Origin of the sequence: Arthrobacter sp. BPSS-3 (assembly GCF_044628475.1) — a bacterium.
Lineage (GTDB): Bacteria > Actinomycetota > Actinomycetes > Actinomycetales > Micrococcaceae > Arthrobacter.
In genome coordinates this window covers 208,121-230,523 of the sequence record NZ_JBIMMV010000007.1, presented here as the reverse complement: position 1 = coordinate 230,523, position 22,403 = coordinate 208,121, and the positions used below count along the sequence as shown (strand labels likewise).

Here is a 22,403-nt window from a genome sequence, read left to right as displayed (position 1 = left end):
ACACCTTGTGTGTGAGAGGCCCCCAGCCAGACCACTGGGTTGATAGGCCGGATGTGGAAGCGAGGACTAAAGACTCGTGAAGCTGACCGGTACTAATAGGCCGATAACTTACACCACACACCACCCCGATCCATCGGGGTGGGTATGAAGAACAAGACTGCTTGCGTCCACTATGTGGTTCCCAACCAACAAACCCACCACCGGTGAGTTGTGTTGCACGGAACCAAACCATAATTAAATACAACACCACCACCTGCCCCAGGGCAGGAGTTGTAACCACAGACTTCCCACCCCAGGAAAAAGCCACCCCACCACGGGCGGCACGACCAGGGGTCCGGGTAAAAGGGTTACGGCGGTCATAGCGTGGGGGAAACGCCCGGTCCCATTCCGAACCCGGAAGCTAAGACCCACAGCGCCGATGGTACTGCACCCGGGAGGGTGTGGGAGAGTAGGTCACCGCCGGAACATCATTTAGCGGCTCAGGCCCCGACACTCAGTGTCGGGGCCTGAGCTCTTTAACGACCACAGCAGCAACGACGTAGGAGCCCCTCCCGTTGAGCCGGCTCTGGAGCCGGCAGCAACGGCGTAGGAGCCCCCCCGCTGAGCTGGCTCTGGAAGCGGGATTATGCACGGGGTGGCGCCATCGACTGCCCTAGTAGAGTTGATGCCCATGGATAACCTCTTCAGCCACGCAGCTGCCGCCCCAGCGCCCGGGCCCTCCGAGGGTCTTGACCCGTTGGTGTGCACCGTCGTCGTACCCGGCGCCGTCGCCAGGGCATTCGTGGGTTTCACCGAGCACACGCACCTGTGGTGGCCGCTCGAGGAGCACGGCGTGTACGGGGCCGGATCCTACGTGGAGTTCGAGGAAAGCCTGATCCTGGAAACCGCGGACGACGGCCGCACCTCCATCTGGGGGACCATCGACGACTGGCAGCCCCCTCTCTCCTTCCACGCCAGCTGGCACCCAGGAACCCAGGCGCTGTGGTCCACGGAGATTCGCGTAGCGTTCCGGGCTGTGGATGCCGGTACCGAGCTCCGTCTGGTTCACAGCGGATGGGAAGGCGCAGAACACCCGGCAGTGACCCGTGACGAGTACGAAGGCCTCTGGCCCATGATTCTGCAGCGCTATGTCCGGTTCATGGGCGGCGACCAGGGCTAACGGGGGCGTCCCCGTACCATCCTCCCCAGTTACTCGCCCAAGCATCACGGGAAGGAACCTAGGAAGGTCCACAATCCGGCCGCTGCGGTTGAGTAAGTGCTCGGGCTGTGAAGTAACTGGGCAGGAACGTACGCCAGGCTGCGGTCTTGGTGCGGCGGAGACGATTAGTGCAGGGGTGACGCGTCGGCCGGGGGCACGGCCGTGCTGGAACGGATGACGAACCGGGTGGGGTATTCCATGTCCGTGGCGGCCGGCTCCCCATTGCCGCCTTCCAGCCCCTCCAGGAGGCGCCGGACCGCGAGGGCGCCCTGGCCGCGGGCATCCTGGTCAATGGTGGTGAGGCCGAAGACCTCGCCCAGCTCGTGGCCGTCGATGCCGATCACCGAAAGATCCTCAGGTACGCGGAGCCCGAAGTCGCGGGCCGCGAGAATGGTGCCGATCGCCATCTCATCGGAGGCGGCGAACACCGCCGTCGGACGCTCCGGGGAGCTCCCCAGGAGTTGCCGGGCGCTGGCGTAGGCGCCCTGGATGGTGAAGTCGGCGGAGACCAGCCACTCCGGCCGCACGGGAAGGCCGGCGCCGTGCATCGCCGCAGTGAAACCCGCCTGGCGGGTGCCCGGCAGGCGGAAGTCTTTGTCGTAGGCGGCGTCTCCGGTCATGTGCGCAATCCTGCTGTGCCCGAGCTGGATCAGGTGCCGGGCGGCAGCCTCCGCCAGGGCAGAGTCGTTGATCCGTATGGTGGGAGCCCCGGGGAGGGGGCCGCCGATGCCAACGATGGGCCGGTGGATGGCTAGCAGCTGCTGGATTTCGGCCTCGCTGAGCTCCAGGGACACCGCAATGACCGCGTCCACCCGCTTGCGCAGCAGGAAGTCGTTCAGGACGCTGTGCCGCCGCTCCTCGCCGTCGCTGACGTTGTACAGCGTGAGATCGTAGCCGGCGTCGAGCAGGGTGGCCGAAACACCCTCCACCACCGCGGAGAAGAACCAGCGGTGCACGGACGGAACCACGACGCCGACGTTGTGGTTCCGCCCGGACGCCAGGCTGGAGGCATGGTAGGAGAGGACGAACCCGAGTTCCGCGGCCGCGGCCTGGGCCAACGCGCGGCTGCGGGGAGAGACGTTGCCCTTGCCGCTCAAGGCGCGTGAAACGGTGGCGATGGAGAGGCCGGCCCGTTCCGCGACGTCCTTGATGCCGGGCATTTTCAGCTCTCCGTGTCCTCGATGTAGATTTCCAGCCAAACAGTTTCCCCTGAGCCTAACTGATGCTCCGGGGCGTTCATGGCGGCAGCCGCGGAGCTGCGGAGCAGCACGGTTCCGGCAGGCAGGTCGAGCGGTTCGTGGCCCACATTCATCAGCACCGCGACGGTCCCGTTCAGGTAACCCAGCGAGGTGTCCGTGGACCAGTCCTCGAGCCAGGCCAGGGAGCCCTCGCCGAGGCGCAGCTGCCTGCGCAGGGCGAGCATGCTGCGGTAGAGGTTCAAATGCGACGACGGCGAAGCGGCCTGGGTGTCCCGGGCCAAGGCGCCGAAGCTTTCCGGCTGGGGCAGCCACGGGTCCGCGCCGGAACCGAAGCCGTTGTTCGGTTCGCCGGCCCGCCACGGCAGCGGGACACGGCAGCCGTCGCGGCCCAGCCGCTCGCCACCGGTCCGCCCGAAGGTGGGGTCCTGGCGCTGGTGGTCGGGAATGTCGATGCCGTCCGGCAGGCCGAGTTCCTCGCCCTGGTAGAGATATGCCCCGCCGGGCAGGCCCAGCATGAACATCGTGGCGGCGGCGGCGCGGGCGCGGCCGAGCTCGGCGTTCGGCTGGGGATCGGCGGGACCGATGCCGTCGCCGTCGCGCGGTGCCGGGCCGTCGTAGCCGAAGCGGGTGGCGTGCCGGACGACGTCGTGGTTGGACAGCACCCAGGTGGTCGGGGCGCCGACGGCGTCCAGGGCGTTCAGGGACTCGGTCACCACGCGGCGCATGCGGTGCGGGTCCAGGCCGGCGTGCAGGTACGGGAAGTTGAACGCCTGGTGCATCTCGTCGGGGCGGACCCAGTCGGCCAGCCGGGGGAGCGGGTCCACATTGGCCTCTGCGCAGAGGATCCGGTCCGGGCCGTATTCGGCCAGGATCCGGCGCCAGGCGCGGTAGATGTCGTGCAGGGCCGGCTGGCCGAACATCGGCGCCTCGTGGCCGGGGAAGCCGTCGGAGCTGTTGCCGTCGGCGCGGCCGCCCCACGCCGGCAGGCCGGGGGCCTTGACCAGGGCGTGGGCGACGTCGACGCGGAAGCCCGAGACCCCGCGGTCCAGCCAGAACCGCAGGACGCGTTCGAACTCGGCGTGGACGGCGTCGTTGTCCCAGTTGAAGTCGGGCTGGGAGGAATCGAAGAGGTGAAGGTACCACTGGCCGGCCGTGCCGTCGGGCTCCGTGATCCGGGTCCAGGCCGGACCGCCGAAGTGCGACTGCCAGTTGTTCGGGGGAAGCTCGCCGGACTCGCCGAGTCCGTCGCGGAAGATGAACATGTCCCGCTCCGGGCCGTCGGCCGGGGCGGCGAGGGCGGCCCGGAACGCGGCGTGCTGGTCCGAGCAGTGGTTGGGCACCAGGTCCACGATCAGCCGCAGGCCCAAGCGCTTGGCCTCGGCCATCATGGCGTCGAAGTCGTCCAAGGTGCCGAAGAGCGGGTCCACGTCGCAGTAGTCGCTGACGTCGTAGCCGGCGTCGCGCTGCGGGGAGCGGTAGAAGGGGGAGAGCCAGACGGCGTCGACGTCCAGCTCGGCGAGCTGCGGCAGCTCTGCTGTGATACCGGCGAGGTCGCCCACGCCGTCGCCGTTCAGGTCGCGGAAGGACCGGGGGTAGACCTGGTAGATAACGGCGGACCGCCACCAGCCGGGCGTGTGGTCTGCGGCGTGCACCAGGGTCAACGGGCCGGCGAGGGCGGCGGGGACTGTATCAACTGACATGCCGGTAATCGTAAGGCCGAAGACACCGAAATGAAAACGCTTCCAGAAGTTTCGGTCACCCGCCTCTCCCGGCACCGGGGCACCTCCGTCGGGGTAGTGATGCGAATTTGCTTGTAACGCCGGGCCAATCGGCGGCCTGAGGAGCCCTAAGGGCCGGCCGGAGGGGCCGGCGCCCGCGACACGCCCGGCAAATGCCGACTTCCCAAACCACCTACCGGCGTGTAACTTGGAAGCGCTTGCAGCTGTGAGCCACATCACCGACGATGCCACCAGGCCCGACTCGATCCGATCGGGCCTCACGTGTGGATGCAGGATCTTTATGAAAGGGACACCAATGAAGGTGCAGAACACCCTCACCACCGGCACCAGCCGCCGGGTTTTCACGGCAGGTGCCGTCTCCGTCGTGGCCGCGCTGGCCCTCAGCGCCTGCGGCGGCGCGGCAGCCACCTCCCCGGCCTCGCCGTCCGCCACGGCCAAGCCGGACCTCAAGGCCTCCGGTGCCAGCACCATCACCATGTGGGTCGACGCCGAGCGCTCCCCGGCGCTGAAGGACATCACCGCCAAGTTCCAGGCCGACACCGGCATCGAGGTCAAACTGGTGGTCAAGGACTTCGCCGCCGTCCGTGACGACTTCATCACCCAGGTCCCCACCGGCAAGGGCCCGGACCTGATCGTCGGACCGCACGACTGGGTAGGCAAGTTCGTCCAGAACGGCGTGATCGCCCCCGTCGAACTCGGCGACAAGAAGGGCTCCTTCCAGGATTCCTCGATCAAGGCCATGACCTACAACGGCTCGGTTTACGGTGTCCCGTACGCGATCGAGAACATCGCACTGCTGCGCAACACGGCAATCGTCTCCGATTCCGCCAAGACCATGGACGAGGTCATCAGCAACGGCAAGAAGGCCGTCGCCGACGGCAAGGCCAAGTTCCCGTTCCTGGTGGGCATGGACCCCAAGCAGGGCGACCCGTACCACCTGTACCCGCTGCAGTCCTCGATGGGTTCGCAGGTCTTCGGCAAGGCTGCCGACGGCGGCTACGACCCCAAGCAGCTCCTCATCGGCGACGCTGCCGGCGTCGAGTTCGCCAAGAAGCTCGCCGCCTGGGGTGACGCCGGCGAAAAGATCATCAACTCCAACATCACCGGTGATATCGCCAAGGAGAAGTTCCTGGCCGGGGAGTCCCCGTACTACCTGACCGGCCCGTGGAACGTTCCGGACGTGCAGAAGAAGGGCATCAAGTTCGCTGTTGACCCGCTGCCGACCGCAGGCGACCAGCCGGCGCAGCCGTTCATCGGCGTCAACGGCTTCTTCATCAGCTCCAAGAGCGCCAACGCCCTGGCCACCAACGAGTTCGTCACCAACTACCTCACCTCCGAGGCAGCCCAGGACTCCATGTACAAGGCCGGCGGCCGCCCGCCGGCACTGAAGGCCTCTTTCGACAAGGCCGCCAGCGACCCGGTCGTCGCGGCCTTCGGCAAGATCGGCGCCACCGGCGTCCCGATGCCGGCCATCCCGGAAATGAGCGCCGTCTGGGCTGACTGGGGTGCAACCGAACTGTCCTTGATCAAGGGCCAGGGCGACCCGGCCGCCGACTGGGCCAAGATGGCTGCCAGCATCAAGACCAAGATCGGGGGCTAGCCCCCGCCCCGGATCCCGCCGCGAACAGCCGCGGCGGGATCCGGACAGCTCCGGGCCGGGCGGCACCACACCGCCCGGCCCGTTCCTGCATCACCCTGCTTCTCCCAAGGACTGAAGAGCCATGCCAGATACAGAACTCCGCGAGGGCACCGACCCCTCCGCCGCACCGCCAGCCCCGGGCGCGGGATCCCGCACGGGCAAGCGCACGGGACGGCAGGCCGGGTCAGCCCGCCGCCGCACCTCCCCGGACGGGACCAAGGGCATCATCGCCAAGATCGTCCTGCTGGGCCTGGTCGATGCGCTGGCCGTCTTCGTCCTGACCATGCTGTTCCTCAGCCACTCCTGGACCGTCCTGGTGGTCTCCGCCGTCGTGGTCCTGGCGATCAACTGGATCTACCTGCGCAAGGGCGGACTTCCGGCCAAATACCTGGCCCCCGGTGTCCTGTTCCTGCTCATCTTCCAGGTCTTCGTGGTGGTCTTCAGCGGCTACATCGCCTTCACCAACTACGGCGACGGGCACAACAGCACCAAGGATGACGCGATCGCCGCCATCCAGCTCACCGCCCAGAAGCGCGTCCCGGACTCCCCGGCTTATAAGACCTCGGTCCTGGCCAAGGGCGATTCGTTCTACCTGCTCTTCACCGACCCGGCCGGCAAGGTCTCCCTCGGCAGCACGGACAAGCCCCTTGAGGACGCCGCCGGCGCGGTCAAGGACTCCACCGGCAAGGCCAAGTCCCTGGACGGCTACCAGACCCTGAACTTCCAGGAGATCGTCGCCAACCAGCAGAAGATCCTGGCCCTGACCGTCCCCGTCTCCGCCGACCCGGCCGACGGAACACTGCGCACCGCGGACGGCAGCAACGCCTATCAGTTCAAGCCCTCGCTGAAGTACGACGCCGGCGCGGACACCTTCACGGACACGGACAGCGGGGCCGTCTACCGCGACAACGGCAAGGGCGCCTTCGCCGCGGCCGACGGGCAGACGCTGTCCACCGGCTGGAAGATCGACGTCGGCTTCGAAAACTTCTCCCGCGCCTTCACCGACCCGAGCCTGCGCGGGCCGCTACTGGGCGTCATTCTCTGGACCTTCACCTTCGCCATTGCCTCCGTGGCGCTGACCTTCGCCCTGGGCCTGTTCCTGGCCATCGCCTTCAACCGCGAGGACCTCAAGGGCAAGAAGGTCTACCGGATCCTGATGATCCTGCCCTATGCCTTCCCCGCCTTCCTCACCGGCCTGGTCTGGTCCGGCATCCTCAACCCGGAGTTCGGCTGGCTGAACCAGACCCTCCTGGGCGGCGCCCATATCGGCTGGCTGACGGATCCGGTGCTGGCCAAGATCAGCGTCCTGGTGGTCAACCTCTGGCTCGGCTACCCGTACATGTTCCTCGTCTGCACCGGCGCGTTGCAGTCCCTGCCCTCCGAACTCGACGAGGCTGCCCGGATGGACGGCGCCAGCGCCTGGCGGGTGTTCCGGTCGATCAAGCTGCCGCTGCTGCTGGTCTCGATCGCCCCGCTGCTGATCTCGTCCTTTGCGTTCAACTTCAACAACTTCAACGTCATCTTCATGCTCACCGGCGGCGGCCCGCGCTTCGCGGACACCACACGGGACATCGGCGCCACGGACATCCTGATCACCCTGGTCTACAAGGTGGCCTTCGGGCAGGGCACCGGCCGCGACTACGGACTGGCCAGCGCCCTTGCCATCATCATCTTCATCATCGTGGCCACCGTATCGGCCATCAGCTTCAAGCAGACCAAGGCACTCGAGGACGTGAACTCATGAACGGGCCAGCATCGCGCACCGCATCGTCGGCGACCCCGACGGACCAGGCCACCGGGACGACGGCGGAGCCTGCAACGGGGGAGGCAGCCCGCGCCACCGCCGCCGACGTCGAACGCCTCAAGTCCTCGCACCGCCGCCGCCCCTTCGGCGTCTGGTTCGCGGACAAGGGCTGGCGGCACCTGGTGGGCATCGCCGTCACCATCTTCGCGATCTTCCCGCTCCTTTACGTGCTCTCCGCCGCGCTGAACTCCACCGGCACCCTGGTGGGATCCAACGCCCTATTCAGCAAGATCGACTTCGGCAACTTCACCGCCCTGTTCAACATCCCGTCCCGGCCCTTCGCCCGCTGGTTCCTGAACACCCTGGTGGTCGGCGGCATCACCTCCGCGGCCACCGTGTTCCTCGGCGCCATGGCGGCCTACGCCTTCTCCCGGATGCGTTTCACCGGCCGCCGGGTGGGGCTGCTGAGCCTGCTGCTGCTGCAGATGTTCCCGCAACTGCTCGCTGTCGTCGCGATCTTCCTGCTCCTCAGCGGCATCTCCGAGGTCATCCCGGCCCTGGGGCTGGGCAGCCAGCTGGGCCTGATCATGGTCTACCTGGGCGGCGCCCTGGGCGTAAACACCTACCTGATGTACGGGTTCTTCAACACCGTGCCGCAGTCCCTGGACGAGGCGGCCAAGATTGACGGCGCCAGCCACACCCAGATCTTCTTCGGCATCATCATGCGCCTGGTCACCCCGATCCTGGCCGTCGTGGGTCTCCTGACCTACATCGCCATCTCCGGCGAGTTCGTCATCGCCTCCGTGGTGCTCACCGACCCGGACAGCCAGACCCTCGCCGTCGGCCTCTACTCCTTCGTCGCCCAGCAGCGCTCGGAGAACTGGGGCGTCTTCGCCGCCGGCGCCGTGATCTCCGCCCTGCCCGTCATGGCCCTGTTCCTCTACCTGCAGCGGTACATCGTCAGCGGCCTCACGGCCGGCTCGGTCAAGGGCTAGGGTGTCCGGCGCCGCTGCCGCCGGGCTCCTGCCGCACCACGACGGCTCCGCGCTCCATGCCCCGGACGGCGTGGAGCGCGGCGGCCCGGTTCGGCTGCGGCTCCGGATCCCCGTCGGGTGGGGCGAGGCGTCCCGCGTCTGGCTCCGCTCCCTGCACGACGGGGAACCACGCTACGATCCCTGCGACCTCCTCGGGAGCGCCGACGGCTGGGCGTGGTGGGAGGCGGCGACGACGGCCACCAACCCCGTCCTCCGCTACCGGTTCCTGATCGAGGCCGGCGGCCGGAACTGGCAGCTGAACGCCCAGGGCCTCTTCGGCCGGGACGTCTCCGACTACGCCGACTTCCGGCTGGGCACCTACCCGGCCGGGCCGGACTGGCTGCGGACCGGGACCATGTACCAGGTCTTCCCGGACCGGTTCGCCCGTTCCGCGCAGGCGGACACGCACCCGGCACCGGACTGGGCCGTCCCCGCGGACTGGCACACCACTCCGGTGGAGGGCGCGTCGGCGGTGACGCCGTACCAGTTCTACGGCGGCGACTTGCCCGGCATCACCGAACGGCTGGACCACATCCAGGCGCTCGGGGCGGACATCATGTACCTCACCCCTTTCTTCCCGGCCCGCTCCAACCACCGCTATGACGCCGCCACCTTCGCCACCGTGGACCCGCTCCTCGGCGGAGACCAGGCGCTGGTGGAACTCGTGGAGGCGGCCCACGCCCGCGGGCTCAAGGTGATGGGCGACCTCACCGCCAACCACTCCGGCGACGCCCACGAATGGTTCCGGAACGCACTGGCCGGCCCGGACGCGCCCGAGGCGGGCTACTACTACTTCTCCCCGGACCACAGCAGCTACGAGGCCTGGTACGGCGTGCCCTCGGCGAACACGGTGTGGGCCAGTACAAGCTGCGCTGGCTGGGCCTGGAGCAGAAGGAACCGGTCCGCGAGCTGCAGTACCGGATCAAGGAACTCTTCGACCCAGCCGGGATCCTGAACCCCGGCAAGGCCATCTAGCCCGGCTGTGCTGCAACCGGCCTAGTCGTCGGCGTCCGGGTACTCGTCTTCGTCGTCGGGGGTCTCGTCGCCGTCGTAGCGGGACTCCTCGGTCTCGACCTCCAGGATCTTGAGCAGCTCGGTGTCCGGGTTCAGCATGATCGCGGCCTCGTCGCGCCGGTGCCGCAGCTCGGAGTCGATGTAGGACTGCACGGCCTCGGCCAGCGGGATGTGCCGGTTTTCCTTCTCGGACATGTACCAGCGGTGCTCCAGGATCTCGTGCACGGCCTCCGCGGGTTCGAGTTTCCCGGACAGGTCGCGGGGGATGGCGCGGACGATCGGCTCGAAGATCTGGCTGACCCACAGGTGGGCGCTGTACTCCTCGTCCATGCCGGGGTTGTTGTCCGCGCGGAAGGAGTCCATGTCGTTCAGCAGCCGGCGGGCCTGGTTTTCCTGGGCGTCCAGGCCGGTAAGCCGCAGCAGCCGGCGCTGGTGGTGTCCGGCGTCGACCACCTTGGGCTGAAGCTGGATGGTGGAACCGTTCTGGGTGGTCTTGATCGCGTATTCCTCGACGTCGAAGCCGAGTTCGTTGAGCCGCCGGATGCGGGCGGCCACCCGCCAGCGCTCGCCGACCTCGAAGGATTCCTTCTCCGTCAGCTCGGTCCAGAGCCGGCGGTAGCTCTCCATGATCAGCTCGCTCGTCGCCACGGGGTCCACCTTCTCCTCGATCAGCCCGCCGTCGAGCAGGTCCATCAGTTCACCGGCAATGTTGACCCGGGCGATTTCCAGGTCGTACTCGCGCTGGCCGGTGGACAGGTCCGGGTACAGCTCGCCGGTCTCGGCGTCCACCAGGTAGGCGGCGAAGGCGCCGGCGTCGCGGCGGAACAGGGTGTTCGAGAGGGACACATCGCCCCAGTAGAAGCCGATCAGGTGCAGGCGGACCAGCAGGAGGGCCTGGGCGTCGATCAGGCGGGTGAGGGTGTCCTTGCGCAGCATCTGTGAGAACAGGGCGCGGTAGGGCATGGAGAACTTAAGGTGCCGGGTCACCAGCACGGGGTTCAGGGGTTTGCCGTCCGGGGTGGTGCGGCCGGTGATGACCGCCACCGGCTCCACGCAGGGGACATCCAGGCGGGCCAGCTTGCGGAGCATGTGGTACTCGTGCCGGGCGATGTGCTCGGAGGTTTCCTTGATGGCGATGACCGAGCCGCCCAGGTGCGCGAACCGGACGATGTGCCGGGAGATGCCGCGGGGGAGGGCGGCCAGGTACTCGGCGGGCCAGTCTTCGAGGGCGATGTGCCAGGGCAGGTCCAGCAGCTCCGGCTCGGTGGCGGCGGCGGTGATGCTCAGGGAGCTGGAGATCGTCTTGTCGTCATTGGCGCTCGCGGGCACGTACCGGGGCAGCTTCCCGATCTGGCCGTAGTCAGTGGGTTCGTCGTGCCACTGGGCACCGTTGTCCTCGCTCATGCGGTTCTCCTCGGTCATGGGGCAATTCTCCCGCACCCGGCGGCGGCGCGCCTAACCACGGGGCGGTTAACGGCCGACGGCGGCCCTCCCGCAGGAGGACCGCCGTCGGATAAGACTGCGTCAGTCGCCGAGGCGCTCGCCGGTCTTGGTGTCGAACAGGTGCACGTGGCCGGACTGCGGGCGGACCCAGATGGTCTCCCCCTTCATCGGCGGGCGGCGGCCGTCGACGCGGGCCACGATGTCGTGGTCCTTGCCGTCGAGCGTGGTGTGGCCGTAGACGTAGGCGTCGGCGCCGAGTTCTTCGACGACGTCGACCTCAACCTGCAGGCCCTCGCCCTGGCTGGCGGTCTCCAGGTCCTCGGGACGGCTGCCCAGCGTGACGGTGGAGCCGGAGGCGTCCTCAAGGACATCGCGCGGCACCGGGTAGACGGTTCCGCCGAACTGCACGCCGCCGTCGACGACGGGCAACTCCAGCAGGTTCATGGCGGGGGAGCCGATGAAGCCGGCGACGAAGACGTTCTTCGGCTTGTCGTAGAGGTTGCGCGGGGTGTCCACCTGCATCAGCAGGCCGTCCTTGAGGACCGCGACGCGGTCACCCATGGTCATGGCCTCGACCTGGTCGTGGGTGACGTAGACGGTGGTGACGCCCAGGCGGCGGGTCAGCGACGCGATCTGGGTGCGGGTCTGGACGCGGAGCTTGGCGTCGAGGTTGGAGAGCGGCTCGTCCATCAGGAAGACCTGCGGGTTACGGACGATCGCGCGGCCCATGGCGACGCGCTGGCGCTGACCGCCGGAGAGGGCCTTCGGCTTGCGGTCCAGGTACGGCTCGAGGTCCAGCAGCTTAGCGGCTTCGCGGACGCGCTCGGCCCGCTCTTCCTTGCTGACGCCGGCGATCTTGAGGGCAAAGCCCATGTTGTCCGCGACGGTCATGTGCGGGTACAGGGCGTAGTTCTGGAACACCATCGCGATGTCGCGGTCCTTGGGCGGCATGTCGGTGACGTCGCGGTCACCGATCAGGATGCGGCCGGAGTTGACGTCTTCGAGGCCTGCGAGCATGCGCAGGGAGGTGGACTTGCCGCAGCCGGAGGGGCCGACGAGAACCAGGAACTCGCCGTCGGCGATTTCGATGTTCAGCTTGTCGACCGCGGGCTTTTCGGTGCCCGGGTAGAGCCGCGTTGCGTTGTCAAAAGTAACTGTTGCCACAGTTTTCAATCCCTTCACCGGCAGGTACGTGCCGGACGATCCGTTGTGAATGGTCTTTTTATTCAGTTGTGAGTCTTGCGCCTGCTCCCCGGCCGAAGCCGAGGAGCAGCCAGCGACGCCGCACGGTAGCTGTGCGCCACATCACATACAGAGTATGTCAGATGGATCGCGAGTGGGGGAAAAGGTTACGGATGTCACTGGTGATCCCTACCACCCGTGGCCGTGCGGCGCTGTGTAGGCTGTGCGCATGACGGCCCTCCAGATCTACGTGAGTTTCCCCGGTACCGCGCGCGAGGCGCTCGGGTTCTACGCCGATGTCTTCGGCGGTGACCTGGCCTTGTTCACCTACGAGCAGTTCAACCGCACCGACGGTCCGGCCGATGCGATCGCCCACGGTGAGCTGAGGGGTGACGTGCGCCTGGCCGGCTCCGACGCGGCCGAGGGCGAAGCCACCGTCCGGTGCGAGGGGCTGATGCTCTCGCTGCTGGGGACGGCCGAGCCCAAGGTCCTGCACGCGTGGTTTGACCGGCTGGCAGACGGCGGACGCGTCATCGACCCGCTGGGACCGAAGCCCTGGGGCGCGTCCGACGGCCAGGTGGTGGACCGGCACGGACTGCACTGGCTGATCGGCTACGAACCCGAGTCCTGAGCCCGGTCGCAGCCGCAGCCCTCAGCGGTCAGCTGCCGACGGCGGCCTTCCGCTCGCGCAGCAGTGCCTCCAGCAGTTCGGACACGTGCGGCGGGGCTTCCACCCGGAACTCCGCCTGGGTGAAGTCCAGGCCCACCTTCACTCCCAGGTCACCGGAGACCAGGCTGCGCAGGGCGTCCTCGTCCGTGGTGTCGTCCCCGGCGAAGACCACCGCTGTCGCGCCCGTGGCCTGCCGAAGGAAGGACACCGCCTCGCCCTTGGAGGCGTGGACCACGGAGGTCTCCAGGACCCGGTTGCCGGTCTTCAGGTAAACCCCGGCGCGGTCCTTCAGGGCGGACTTCGCCGCGGCCACGGCGTCCTCGGCCACGTCGTTAGCGGCCAGGCGGGTGTGGAGCACGACGCCGGCCGGCTTCTCCTCGAGCAGGGTGCCGGGTGCCACGTGGACGATCTCCTCCAGGACGGCCCGCACGTCGGCCAGGAGCCGGCGCTGGTCCTCGTCGAGCTGAAGCTCGGCCGAGCCCGGTCCCATCCAGATCTCGGCGCCGTGGCTGCCGATCAGCAGGGTCTTCTCCGGCGGGGACGCGACCGAGCGCAGGGTGTCCAGTGCCCGGCCGGAGATCAGCGCCGTCGTGGTCCGCGGCAGTTCGGCCAGGGCGGCAAACGCCGCGGCCGAGCGGGGGAGGGCGCGGGAGTCCTCCGCGTGATCCACCAGCGGGGCCATGGTGCCGTCAAAGTCCATGGCCACCAGCAGCTCCTCGGTGCCGGCGATACGCCGCACCGCCGCGAGCAGTTCGGGGGACAGGGAGAGCTTGGCGTCGGGCTCAGGAGTCATCACGCACCACCTTTTCCTGCAGGGCGCGGAGGAAGTCCGCGGACCAGAGATCGACGTCGTTGGTCAGGATCTGCTTGCGCATGGCCCGCATCCGGCGGGCAGCCTCGGCGGGCTCCATGTTCACGGCCCGCATGATGGTGTCCTTGAGCCCGTCGATGTCGTGCGGATTCATCAGCAGGGCCTGCTTGAGTTGGTCCGCGGCGCCGGCGAACTCGCTGAGCACCAGCGCGCCGTCGTTGTTCGTGCGGGCCGTGACGTACTCCTTGGCGACGAGGTTCATGCCGTCGCGGAGGGCGGTGACCAGCATGACGTCTGCGGCCAGATAGAGCGCCACCATCTCCTCGATGGGGTAGCTGTGGTGCAGGTAGCGGACGGCGGTGTTCTGCATGGTGTCGTAGGTGCCGTTGATGTGGCCTACCGTGCCCTCGACCTCTTCGCGCAGCAGTCGGTACTGCTCCACGCGCTCGCGGCTGGGGCTGGCCACCTGGATCAGGGACGCGTCCTCCACCGTGACCTTGCCGTCCTCGAGGAGTTCCTCGTAGGCCTTGAGCCGGTGCCGGATCCCCTTGGTGTAGTCCAGCCGGTCCACGCCCAAAAGGATGGTCTTGGGGTTGCCGAGGTCGCGGCGGATCTGCTTGGCCCGCTCGATGACTTCCGGCTTTTGCGCCAGCTCGCTGATCTGCTTCACGTCAATGGAGATGGGGAAGGCCTGGGCCCGGGCGATGTGGGTGGTCTGGCCGTCGGCGCCCTTGACGTGCACCTGCTGCTGCTTGACGCTGGCGCCGAGGAAGCGGCGGGCGGAGCGCATGAAGTTCCCGGCGTCGCTGCTGCGCTGGAAGCCGATCAGGTCCGCGCCCAGCAGGCCGTCGATGATCGCGCGGCGCCAAGGCAGCTGGGCGAAGATCTCCGGAGGCGGGAACGGGATGTGGTTGAAGAAGCCGATCTTCAGGTCCGGTCGTTGCTCGCGAAGCATCCGGGGGACCAGCTGCAGCTGGTAGTCCTGGACCCAGACCGTGGCGCCCTCGGCGGCGTGCCGGATGACGGCGTCGGCGAACCGCTTGTTGACCTTCCGGTACGTGTCCCACCAGGCGCGGTGGAACTCCGGCGGAGCGATCACGTCGTGGTAGAGCGGCCACAGGGTCGCGTTGGAGAAGCCCTCGTAGTACAGCTCCACGTCGCGGGTGCTCAGCTGCACTGGGATCAGGTCGATGCCGCCGTGGCTGAAGGGTTCGAGGTGCTCGTCCGGGGCGCCGTGCCAGCCCACCCAGGCACCGTCGGTCTTGGTCATCATCGGCGCCAGTGCCGTGACCAGGCCTCCGGGGGATCGGCGCCAGCCGTCCTCGCAGCCGGGCTCGTCGGGGGAGCAACGGTCCACCGGCATGCGGTTGGACACCACCATGAAGTCGAAACGGTCGACGTCGTCCGTTCCGCCCTGGTGCCCCGCGGCCTTGCCCTCGGTTCCCGCGTCGGTGCCATGCTCTTGGTGCTTCTCGGCGCGGTGCTCTGCGCTTTCGGTTGCTTGCATTCGTGCTCCCTGGGGTCGCTTGTGGCTTGTGTTCACCCTATCGGGGCGGAATCTTCCGGGCTATTCGTCCGTTGGGCACACGGGAAGAAAGTTGAAAGCGCAAGCTCCCCAGCTTTCTCACCTAAAATGATGACCGTGCCACCCGCTGGCGCAGTCCAGGCCGATCGACACGAGGAACCAATGAGCCCCGCAAACGAACCCCGTCAGTCCAAAGCTGAGCGCACCGCCGCGGCCCGCGAGAAGGCCCGTGAGATCCGTGAGGCCCAGCTCAAGAAGGACAAGCGCAACAAATTGCTCATTGGCTGGGGCATCGTCGCCGCCGTCGTCGCCATCATCGTGGTGGTGGCCCTCGTGGTGACCTCCAATATCAAGAACAACGCCCCCGTAGCTGACTCCGGGCCCACGCCCGCCAACGGCAACGTCCACGGCGGCGTGACCCTGCTGGCCAACACGGAGGTGGCGAAGACTGACGCCGCCACGGTCAAGCTCTCCGATGTTCCCGCCGCCCCGGCCACCCCGCCGGCAGACCTGAAGGCCCCCGGCGCCGATGCCGAGGCCGGCAAGCCCGTCAAGGTTGTCCTCTACATCGACTTCATCTGCCCGGTCTGCAAGAACTTCGAGGCGCAGTACAACGACACCCTGACCAAGCTGCGCAACGACGGCAAGATCACCGTCGAATACCGTCCGCTGGGCTTCCTGGACACCCGCTCCACCACCAACTACTCCTCCCGCGCCGCCGCCGCCGCGGCCTGCGTGGTGAACGAGTCGCCGGAGAAGTACGCGGCCTTCGTGGACGCCCTGTTCGCCAAGCAGCCCGCCGAGGGCAGCGCCGGCCTCTCGGACAACGAGCTGAAGAAGCTGGCCACCGACACCGGTGCGCAGAACATCGACAAGTGCGTGGATGACAAGACCTACCGCCCGTACGTGAAGTACACGACCCAGGAAGCCGCGGCCATCGGGGTCACCGGCACGCCGACGGTCTTCGTCGAGGGTAAGCAGTGGGGCAAGGGCGACAGCGCCAACACCCCGTTCGACCAGTACCTGCAGGCAGCGGTGGACGCCAAGAAGTAAGCGCCACGTCCGCTGGTGGGGCCCGGTCCCGGAGTTCTCCGGGACCGGGCCGCTTTCGTGTGGCGGAGGATTTTTTACCGCCGGGCATCGGTGGGCTACCCTTATCTAGCCGTTGTCCTCGCGCGCTTTCCGCCGGATACGACGACGGCGGATTGCCTCCTTAGCTCAGTTGGCCAGAGCACCGCTCTTGTAAAGCGGGGGTCGTCGGTTCGAATCCGACAGGGGGCCCAGTGATACCCCTCCGTTCCTGTGATTTTGACCGGGATGGAGGGGTTCTTTGTGCCCGGCTCAGGGCCCGGTGATCCGGACGCCGGCCACCGCACCGGTCCACGGGCCGGTGGGATTTCTTCGGGTCAACTGAACGCTCACGGGGCCGGGCAGGAGGCTCACCGTCCGGGACACAGGCGCCGTGCAGTCCACGACGATGGACGTGGGGCCGGTCGGGGTTTGGTCCTGGAAGATGATGACCTGCGAGGCGTCGACCCCGACGCAGGCGGCCGTGACCTGGTAGTCGCCCGCGGTCCTGACCCGTCCCGCCTTCTGGAAGCCGACGCCGTTGCCGTCCGCCGGTCCTGAATCTGCGAGCACGACGGGCCCCGTCGCCCCCGCGAGCAGCCGCTCCAGTGCGGCCTCGTTCCGCTGCTGCGCGGCCAGAACATCGGGTGATGGGCCGGCCGGGATGGTGCGGCCCGGCCTGGGGGTAACCGCCGACGTCGGTGTGGCAGGTGGCCGCCCGCCGTCGTCGTCCTCGTAGGTGCAACCGGCCAGCGATCCGGCCGCCAGGCACAGCAGCACGGCCCCGCTCAGCACGGCACCGGTCCGGATGGTCCTCGTTCCCCCACGACGTGGCATGGGGCCGAGTCTAATCGCTAGGTACCGGGGAGGGCTGCCGCGGCGAGACTTCCTGCGCCCGCTCGTAGAACCACTCGATGTGCTCGCGCAGCAGCCGGGCCGCGCGCTCGCCGTCCTGGTCCCGGACGGCGTCGTAGATCCCGTGGTGCTGGGCACGCAGGACCGCGAGGACCTCCGGCCAGGACTCCATTGCGTCCATGGCGCCCTTGACGTAGTCCACGATCGCGCCGCTGAGCGACTCCATCATGGTGGCGACCACCGTGTTGCCGGCCAGGGAGCTGAGCGCGACGTGGAATCGGGCGTCGAGTTCGTGGAAGGTGGGCCGGTCCAGCTCCGGATCGTCCATGGCTTCCAGGAGTTGGGCCGCCTGCTCCAGACCGGCATCGCCCTCGTCGCGGGGCCGGGTGGCGGCGGCCTGCGCGGACCAGGTCTCCAGCAGGATGCGCGTCTGCACGATGTCCTCCACCGGTAGCCGGTTGCTGGCCACATGCAGCCGCAGGGCCGAGGACAGGCCGGCCGACGGGTTGGAAATGACGATCGCGCCGGAGGTGGGGCCGGACCCGACCGAGCTGCGCAGCACGCCCATCGCGTCCAGGATGCGGATGGCCTCCCGCACCGAGGCCCGGGAGATCCCGTAGTTTTCGGCGAGCGTGCGCTCCCCGGGCAGCCGGTCGCCGAGCTTGATCTTCCCGGAACGCAGGTCCGCCTCGATGTCCTGCAGCAGCGCGTCGTAGGTACGACGGCGGGGTGCGGCGTCGGCAGCGGTCACGGATGGTTCCCTTCGATGGCGGATGCTGGCGTGGGTGGCCGGTAGCCCAGGGCGGCGCTGGCTTCACGGGCGGCGCCGGCCACCATGGGGCCCAGCCGCGGGACGTCCGCCGCGCTGACCCGCTGGGTCGGGAAGCCCACTCCGAGGACGGCCGCGAGCTGCCCGTCAAAGCGGAAGACGGGGGCGCTGATGGATCCGACGTCGCTGTTCCGTTCGCCGAACGCGGCGAAGAAGCCCTGCTCGCGGGCCTGTTCCGCCTGCGCGTCGAGCTGTGCCCAGCTAATCGGTGTGACGTCGGTGAACCGGGTCAGTTCGGTGTCCTTGAGGGCCTCCCGCGCTCCCGGGTCGAAGGCCAGAAAGATCTTGCCGGGTGCGCCGGCGTGGATCGGCATCACCTGGCCCACCAGGAAGGGCCGCATCACCACGTGACGGGTTTCGGCCACGGCCACCACGGTGCGGTACTGCCCGTCCCGCATGTAGACGCACGCCGTCTCACCACTGTCGTCGCGGAGTTGCTGGATGATCGGGTGCAGCAGCCGGACCACGTCCAGGCCCAGGGTGCCCGGCGCGGCCCACTGGACCAGCCGCAGGCCGATCCGGTAGCGGTCGCCGTCGCGGTCCAGGAATCCCTCGCGCACCATGTTCTGCACCAGCCGCTGGCAGGTGCTCGCCGGCAGGCCGGTGGCCCGGGCAATCTGCTGCAGCGTCGGTTCCGGCGCATCGATCGAGAAGCAATTCAGGATGTCGCTGACCTTGCCCAGCACAAGGATGGGGGTCGTCCGGTCACCCTGCTCTTTTGCCGCCGCGTTGCCAGCTGCCACCTGCCACCGTCTTTCTCTACGGGTGTCCATCATAGCCAGCGGGTCCCGGTGTCCTGATGGATTACGCGCCCCGCGATCGTCGGCTAAACCTCCGAGTTTCCATTGACAGCATTAGGCTAAACCCGCAATATGGGTTGCGAAACCATATTGTGGGTTTTGCGCATAGGGTGAAAGGGCCAGGAGCCCGCGAGTACCCGGCAACGCCTCCATCCAAGCAAGGGCATTGGGCCCAGCCGCGTCATAACAACGGAGTGATGATGACAGTTCAGGCAGTAACCCGAGAGCAGGCCGCACGGCGGGCAACCGTCGCCAGCGTCGTGGGCACCACCATCGAGTGGTACGACTTTTTCCTCTACGGGACGGCGGCGGCGCTGGTCTTCCCGCAGCTCTTCTTCCCGGGACAGTCGGCCTTCGCCGGCGTCCTGGCCGCCTTCGGCACCCAGTTCGTCGGCTTCGTGGCCCGCCCCGTCGGCGCCGCCATCTTCGGCCACTACGGCGACCGGATCGGCCGCAAGACCACCCTCATGGTCACCCTCTTCCTGATGGCCTTCGGCACCGTGCTGATCGGCTTCCTCCCCACCTTCCAGGCCATCGGCGTCGCCGCCCCCATCCTGCTGACCCTGCTGCGCATCATCCAGGGCATCGGCGTCGGCGGCGAATGGGGCGGCTCCGTGCTGCTCAGCATGGAATGGGGCCACCAGCAGCGCCGCGGCTTCTCCGCCAGCTGGCCGCAGATCGGCGTGCCGCTGGGCCTGGTGCTCTCGACCGGCGTCGTCCGCATCACCTCCGGCATCACAGGCACCGAGGGCTTTGCGAGCTTCGGCTGGCGCATCCCGTTCATCATCAGCATCCTGCTGATCGGCGTCGGCCTCTTCGTCCGGATGCGCGTGATCGAGAGCCCCGAGTTCGAAGCCATCCGCAAGTCCAACAAGGTCGTCCGCAACCCGCTGATCGAGGTCATCAAGCGCCAGCCCAAGGAAATCCTGCTCTCGGCCCTGGTCCGCATGTCCGAGCAGGCACCGTTCTACCTCTTCATCACGTTCGTGATCACCTACGCCGTCAAGCACCTGCAGCTCAACAGCAACTCGATCCTGGACGACACCCTGATCGCCGCCGCGCTGGGCCTGGTGAGCGTGCCGTTGTTCGGCCGGCTCTCGGACCGCTTCGGCCGGCGCAGGGTCTACGGCGTGGGCATCGTGCTGACCGCGCTCTTCGCCTTTCCCTACTTCGCCCTGCTGGACACCCGGGAACCCTTCATTGTGGGCGTCGCGATCGTGGTCAGCCTGATCCTGCACGACATCCAGTACGGCCCGCAGGCTGCGCTGATCGCGGAGAGCTTCGACGCCGACATCCGCTACACCGGCGCCGGGCTGGGCTACCAGCTGGCCAGCGTGGTGGCGGGCGGCCCCGCGCCGTTGATCGCCGCGGCCCTCCTGGCCCAGTACGGGAACTCGACGGCGATCGCCCTGTACATCATTGCCTGCTGCGCCGTCGCGATGCTGGCCCTGATCTTCCTGCCCAAGGCCGGCCACCGCTTCCCGACCAGCGCCGCCACCAAGACGGAAGCCACCGTATGAGCCTGACAGACACCGCACTCCGCCAAGAGGCAACGAACGACGCCGGGGCGGCAGCCCCGCAGACGTCAGGCCCGCAGACAGTGGCCGGCCCGGAGACCACGGAAGCCGCCGGACCGCTGAAGGACCTGGTGGTCCTGGACCTGAGCCGGATTCTCTCCGGCCCGTTCGCCACCATGACCCTCGCGGACCTCGGCGCGGACGTCATCAAGATCGAGCAGCCCGGCGCCGGCGACGACACCCGCCAGTGGGGCCCTCCGTTCCAAGGCGAGGAGGCCGCGTACTTCCTCTCCGTGAACCGGAACAAGCGCAGCCTCGCCGTCGACCTGAAGTCCCCTGAGGGGCTCGAGGTGGTCCGGGAACTCGCCCGCCGCGCCGACATCGTGGTGGAGAACTTCCGCCCCGGCACCGCCGCCCGCCTGGGCCTGGGCTACGAGGAGCTCTCCAAGGACAACCCCGGCCTGGTCTACGCCTCCATCAGCGGCTACGGCCAGACCGGCCCGGACGCGCTCCGGCCCGGCTACGACGCGATCGCCCAGGCCCGCAGCGGGATCATGAGCGTCACCGGGGAGACCGACGGCCCGCCCGTTCGGGTGGGCGTCAGCAGCGCGGACCTGGTCGCCGGGATGTGGGCCACCATCGGCGTCCTGGCCGCCCTGCATGAGAAGCAGCGCACCGGGCAGGGCCAGTGGGTGGACATCAGCCTGCTCGACGGGTCCGTCTCCTGGCTGACCTACGTCTCCAGCGGCTACTTCGCCAGCGGAGAGGTTCCGCGCCGCTACGGCTCGGCGCACCCCACGATCGCCCCGTACCAGGCGTTCCCCTCAGCGGACGGCTTCGTCATGGTCGCCGTCGGTAACGACGGGCTGTGGCGGCGCTTCGCGGACGCCCTCGGCGACGCGGCGCTCGCCGGGGATCCGCGGTACGCGAGCAATCCGTCGCGCGTAGCCCACCGGGAGGAACTGATTCCCGCGATCGAGGCCATCATGCGGACCCGCACCACGGAGGACTGGGTGCGCACACTGGACGAGGCCGGTGTGCCGGTGGGACCGATCCAGACTGTGGACCAGGCACTCGCCGATCCCCAGGTCCTGGCCCGTGGGATGGTGGCCGAGCTGGACCACCCGACCGCCGGACCCATGAAGGTGGTGGGCTGCCCGGTGCGGTTGACCCGGACGCCCGCCTCGGTGCGGACCGCCCCGCCGGTCCTGGGCCAGGACACGGACCAGGTGCTGGCGTCGCTGGGCCTTGACGCGGACCGGATTTACGCCCTGCACAGCAGCGGCGCGGTGCAGTGACGGCCGCGGTGGGGCACGCCCCGGGAGTCCGGCTGGACATCGACGACGACGGCGTCGCCCATCTTGAGGTGGGCACCGGTGAACGCTTCAACGCCCTCGACTCGGACCAGTGGCGGGCGCTCGCGGCGGAGGCCCGGGCGCTGGCCGCGGACCCCGCCGTCCGGGCCGTGGTGATCCGGGGTGCCGGCGGGACCTTCTGCTCCGGTTCAGACCTGCGGGAGTGGCAGGACGCGAGCGGGGACCAGGTGACCGGCGCCTTCGGTGCCATCGAGGCAGCGCTGCAGGCCGTGGAGGCCATCCCGGTGCCGACGGTGGCCCTGGTGCAGGGTGTCGCCACGGGCGCGGGCTGCCAGCTGGCGCTCGCCTGCGACCTGCAAGTGCTGGAGGAGAATGCGCGGATCGGGATGCCGATCGCCCGGCTGGGGATGCTCATTCCGCCCACCTTTGCCAACCGGATGTCCCTGCGGATCGGGCCGTCCCGGACCAAGGATCTGCTCTTCGGCGGCCGGATCCTCTCCGCCGCTGAGGCCTACGCGACGGGACTCGTCAGCACCCTGGCGGGCCCCGGCCGTGGTCCTGCCGCGGTGGCTGGGCTGACGGAGCAGTGGGCCGGACTGTCCCTGGCTTCGCTGCGGGCGTCCAAGGCGGCGGTTAACCAGGGACTGGCCCCGGTGGAACAGCCGGCCAAGGCGTTGCCGCCGGGTCCGGCCGCGGATCCGGTGGAATTCCGGGCACGGGTCAACCGGTTCCTGCACCGCAACCGCCGTCCGGCAGCTTCCTAGGGGCGCGTCCTAGGGTCGCGGGGGAGTTCCCCGCGGGGGACCGACCGGGGGCCAAT

18 protein-coding genes, 1 tRNA gene, 2 rRNA genes and 2 pseudogenes are annotated in these 22,403 nt (G+C 68.4%); 14 read left to right on the top strand and 9 right to left on the bottom strand.

From position 1 onward, the window contains the following. The 3 genes from ACFVY3_RS12775 to ACFVY3_RS12765 all read left to right on the top strand — a co-directional run. A 23S ribosomal RNA gene (locus ACFVY3_RS12775) occupies positions 1-117 on the top strand; the annotation flags it as partial. A 231-nt stretch (positions 118-348) separates the two neighbouring features. Then, positions 349-465 (top strand): 5S ribosomal RNA (rrf, locus tag ACFVY3_RS12770). 205 nt (positions 466-670) lie between these two features. After that, positions 671-1,159, top strand: a complete 489-nt coding sequence (locus ACFVY3_RS12765; protein ID WP_400159991.1) for a hypothetical protein — start codon at positions 671-673, stop codon at positions 1,157-1,159. Between the two features lie 164 nt (positions 1,160-1,323). On the opposite strand, the gene ACFVY3_RS12760 is transcribed toward ACFVY3_RS12765, so the two are convergent. Together ACFVY3_RS12760 and ACFVY3_RS12755 are read right to left on the bottom strand one after the other, a co-directional pair. Then, entirely contained in the window at positions 1,324-2,358 is a 1,035-nt protein-coding gene (locus tag ACFVY3_RS12760) for a LacI family DNA-binding transcriptional regulator (protein WP_377973043.1), read from the bottom strand. A 2-nt stretch (positions 2,359-2,360) separates the two neighbouring features. Continuing rightward, entirely contained in the window at positions 2,361-4,097 is a 1,737-nt protein-coding gene (locus ACFVY3_RS12755) for a glycoside hydrolase family 13 protein (RefSeq protein ID WP_400159990.1), read from the bottom strand. Between the two features lie 334 nt (positions 4,098-4,431). On the opposite strand from ACFVY3_RS12755, the gene ACFVY3_RS12750 reads away from it, so the two are divergent. From ACFVY3_RS12750 to ACFVY3_RS12730, 5 genes and pseudogenes are all read left to right on the top strand, one after another. Then, positions 4,432-5,736 (top strand): maltose ABC transporter substrate-binding protein, encoded by a 1,305-nt coding sequence (locus tag ACFVY3_RS12750; RefSeq protein WP_290258788.1) that lies wholly within the window; start codon positions 4,432-4,434, stop codon positions 5,734-5,736. Between the two features lie 121 nt (positions 5,737-5,857). After that, positions 5,858-7,519, top strand: a complete 1,662-nt coding sequence (locus ACFVY3_RS12745) for an ABC transporter permease subunit (RefSeq protein ID WP_400159989.1) — start codon at positions 5,858-5,860, stop codon at positions 7,517-7,519. Next, complete coding sequence (locus ACFVY3_RS12740; protein WP_400159988.1) at positions 7,516-8,514, top strand: sugar ABC transporter permease; 999 nt, start codon at positions 7,516-7,518, stop codon at positions 8,512-8,514. The genes ACFVY3_RS12745 and ACFVY3_RS12740 overlap by 4 nt, the downstream gene beginning before the upstream one ends. 394 nt (positions 8,515-8,908) lie before the next feature. After that, positions 8,909-9,298, top strand: a pseudogene (locus tag ACFVY3_RS12735) (alpha-amylase family glycosyl hydrolase); the annotation flags it as partial. 95 nt (positions 9,299-9,393) lie between these two features. Next, positions 9,394-9,528 (top strand): annotated as a pseudogene (locus ACFVY3_RS12730) (FAD-linked oxidase C-terminal domain-containing protein); the annotation flags it as partial. A 21-nt stretch (positions 9,529-9,549) separates the two neighbouring features. On the opposite strand, the gene ACFVY3_RS12725 reads toward ACFVY3_RS12730, so the two are convergent. Further along, complete coding sequence (locus ACFVY3_RS12725) at positions 9,550-10,971, bottom strand: DUF4032 domain-containing protein (RefSeq protein WP_400159999.1); 1,422 nt, start codon at positions 10,969-10,971, stop codon at positions 9,550-9,552. Positions 10,972-11,091: 120 nt separating this feature from the next. Then, positions 11,092-12,174, bottom strand: a complete 1,083-nt coding sequence (locus ACFVY3_RS12720; protein WP_290258783.1) for an ABC transporter ATP-binding protein — start codon at positions 12,172-12,174, stop codon at positions 11,092-11,094. 247 nt (positions 12,175-12,421) lie between these two features. Here ACFVY3_RS12720 and ACFVY3_RS12715 point away from each other — a divergent pair, with 247 nt between their 5' ends. Then, entirely contained in the window at positions 12,422-12,823 is a 402-nt protein-coding gene (locus ACFVY3_RS12715) for a VOC family protein (RefSeq protein WP_290258782.1), read from the top strand. Positions 12,824-12,851: 28 nt separating this feature from the next. Here ACFVY3_RS12715 and otsB read toward each other — a convergent pair whose 3' ends face one another. Together otsB and ACFVY3_RS12705 are read right to left on the bottom strand one after the other, a co-directional pair. Then, positions 12,852-13,655, bottom strand: a complete 804-nt coding sequence (otsB, locus tag ACFVY3_RS12710; protein ID WP_400159987.1) for a trehalose-phosphatase — start codon at positions 13,653-13,655, stop codon at positions 12,852-12,854. After that, positions 13,645-15,054, bottom strand: coding sequence for a trehalose-6-phosphate synthase (locus tag ACFVY3_RS12705; protein WP_290258804.1), 1,410 nt, complete (start codon positions 15,052-15,054; stop codon positions 13,645-13,647). The genes otsB and ACFVY3_RS12705 overlap by 11 nt, the downstream gene beginning before the upstream one ends. Before the next feature lie 306 nt (positions 15,055-15,360). On the opposite strand from ACFVY3_RS12705, the gene ACFVY3_RS12700 reads away from it, so the two are divergent. Both ACFVY3_RS12700 and ACFVY3_RS12695 read left to right on the top strand, forming a co-directional pair. Beyond that, complete coding sequence (locus ACFVY3_RS12700; RefSeq protein WP_364138827.1) at positions 15,361-16,251, top strand: DsbA family protein; 891 nt, start codon at positions 15,361-15,363, stop codon at positions 16,249-16,251. 154 nt (positions 16,252-16,405) lie between these two features. Next, positions 16,406-16,479 (top strand) — tRNA-Thr (locus ACFVY3_RS12695). Between the two features lie 60 nt (positions 16,480-16,539). On the opposite strand, the gene ACFVY3_RS12690 is transcribed toward ACFVY3_RS12695, so the two are convergent. Genes ACFVY3_RS12690 through ACFVY3_RS12680 form a run of 3 tightly spaced genes read right to left on the bottom strand, consistent with a single transcriptional unit; the run spans position 16,540 to position 18,693 of the window. Further along, positions 16,540-17,103 carry a hypothetical protein gene (locus ACFVY3_RS12690; protein ID WP_400159986.1) on the bottom strand — a complete coding sequence of 188 codons (564 nt, stop codon included), beginning with the start codon at positions 17,101-17,103 and terminating at the stop codon, positions 16,540-16,542. 10 nt (positions 17,104-17,113) lie between these two features. Beyond that, positions 17,114-17,872 carry a FadR/GntR family transcriptional regulator gene (locus tag ACFVY3_RS12685; RefSeq protein ID WP_400159985.1) on the bottom strand — a complete coding sequence of 253 codons (759 nt, stop codon included), beginning with the start codon at positions 17,870-17,872 and terminating at the stop codon, positions 17,114-17,116. After that, positions 17,869-18,693, bottom strand: coding sequence for an IclR family transcriptional regulator (locus ACFVY3_RS12680; protein WP_400159984.1), 825 nt, complete (start codon positions 18,691-18,693; stop codon positions 17,869-17,871). Before ACFVY3_RS12680 ends, ACFVY3_RS12685 begins: the two co-directional genes overlap by 4 nt. A 257-nt stretch (positions 18,694-18,950) precedes the next feature. Here ACFVY3_RS12680 and ACFVY3_RS12675 point away from each other — a divergent pair, with 257 nt between their 5' ends. The 3 genes from ACFVY3_RS12675 to ACFVY3_RS12665 are packed head-to-tail and all read left to right on the top strand — an operon-like array spanning position 18,951 to position 22,347. Continuing rightward, the gene (locus tag ACFVY3_RS12675; RefSeq protein ID WP_377973052.1) at positions 18,951-20,270 is read left to right on the top strand and encodes an MFS transporter; all 1,320 of its coding nucleotides are present in this window, start codon (positions 18,951-18,953) and stop codon (positions 20,268-20,270) included. Further along, on the top strand, positions 20,267-21,565 hold the full coding sequence (locus ACFVY3_RS12670) for a CaiB/BaiF CoA transferase family protein (protein ID WP_400159983.1): 1,299 nt from the start codon (positions 20,267-20,269) through the stop codon (positions 21,563-21,565). The genes ACFVY3_RS12675 and ACFVY3_RS12670 overlap by 4 nt, the downstream gene beginning before the upstream one ends. After that, on the top strand, positions 21,562-22,347 hold the full coding sequence (locus ACFVY3_RS12665) for an enoyl-CoA hydratase/isomerase family protein (RefSeq protein ID WP_400159982.1): 786 nt from the start codon (positions 21,562-21,564) through the stop codon (positions 22,345-22,347). The genes ACFVY3_RS12670 and ACFVY3_RS12665 overlap by 4 nt, the downstream gene beginning before the upstream one ends. The last annotated feature ends 56 nt before the right edge of the window (positions 22,348-22,403 follow it).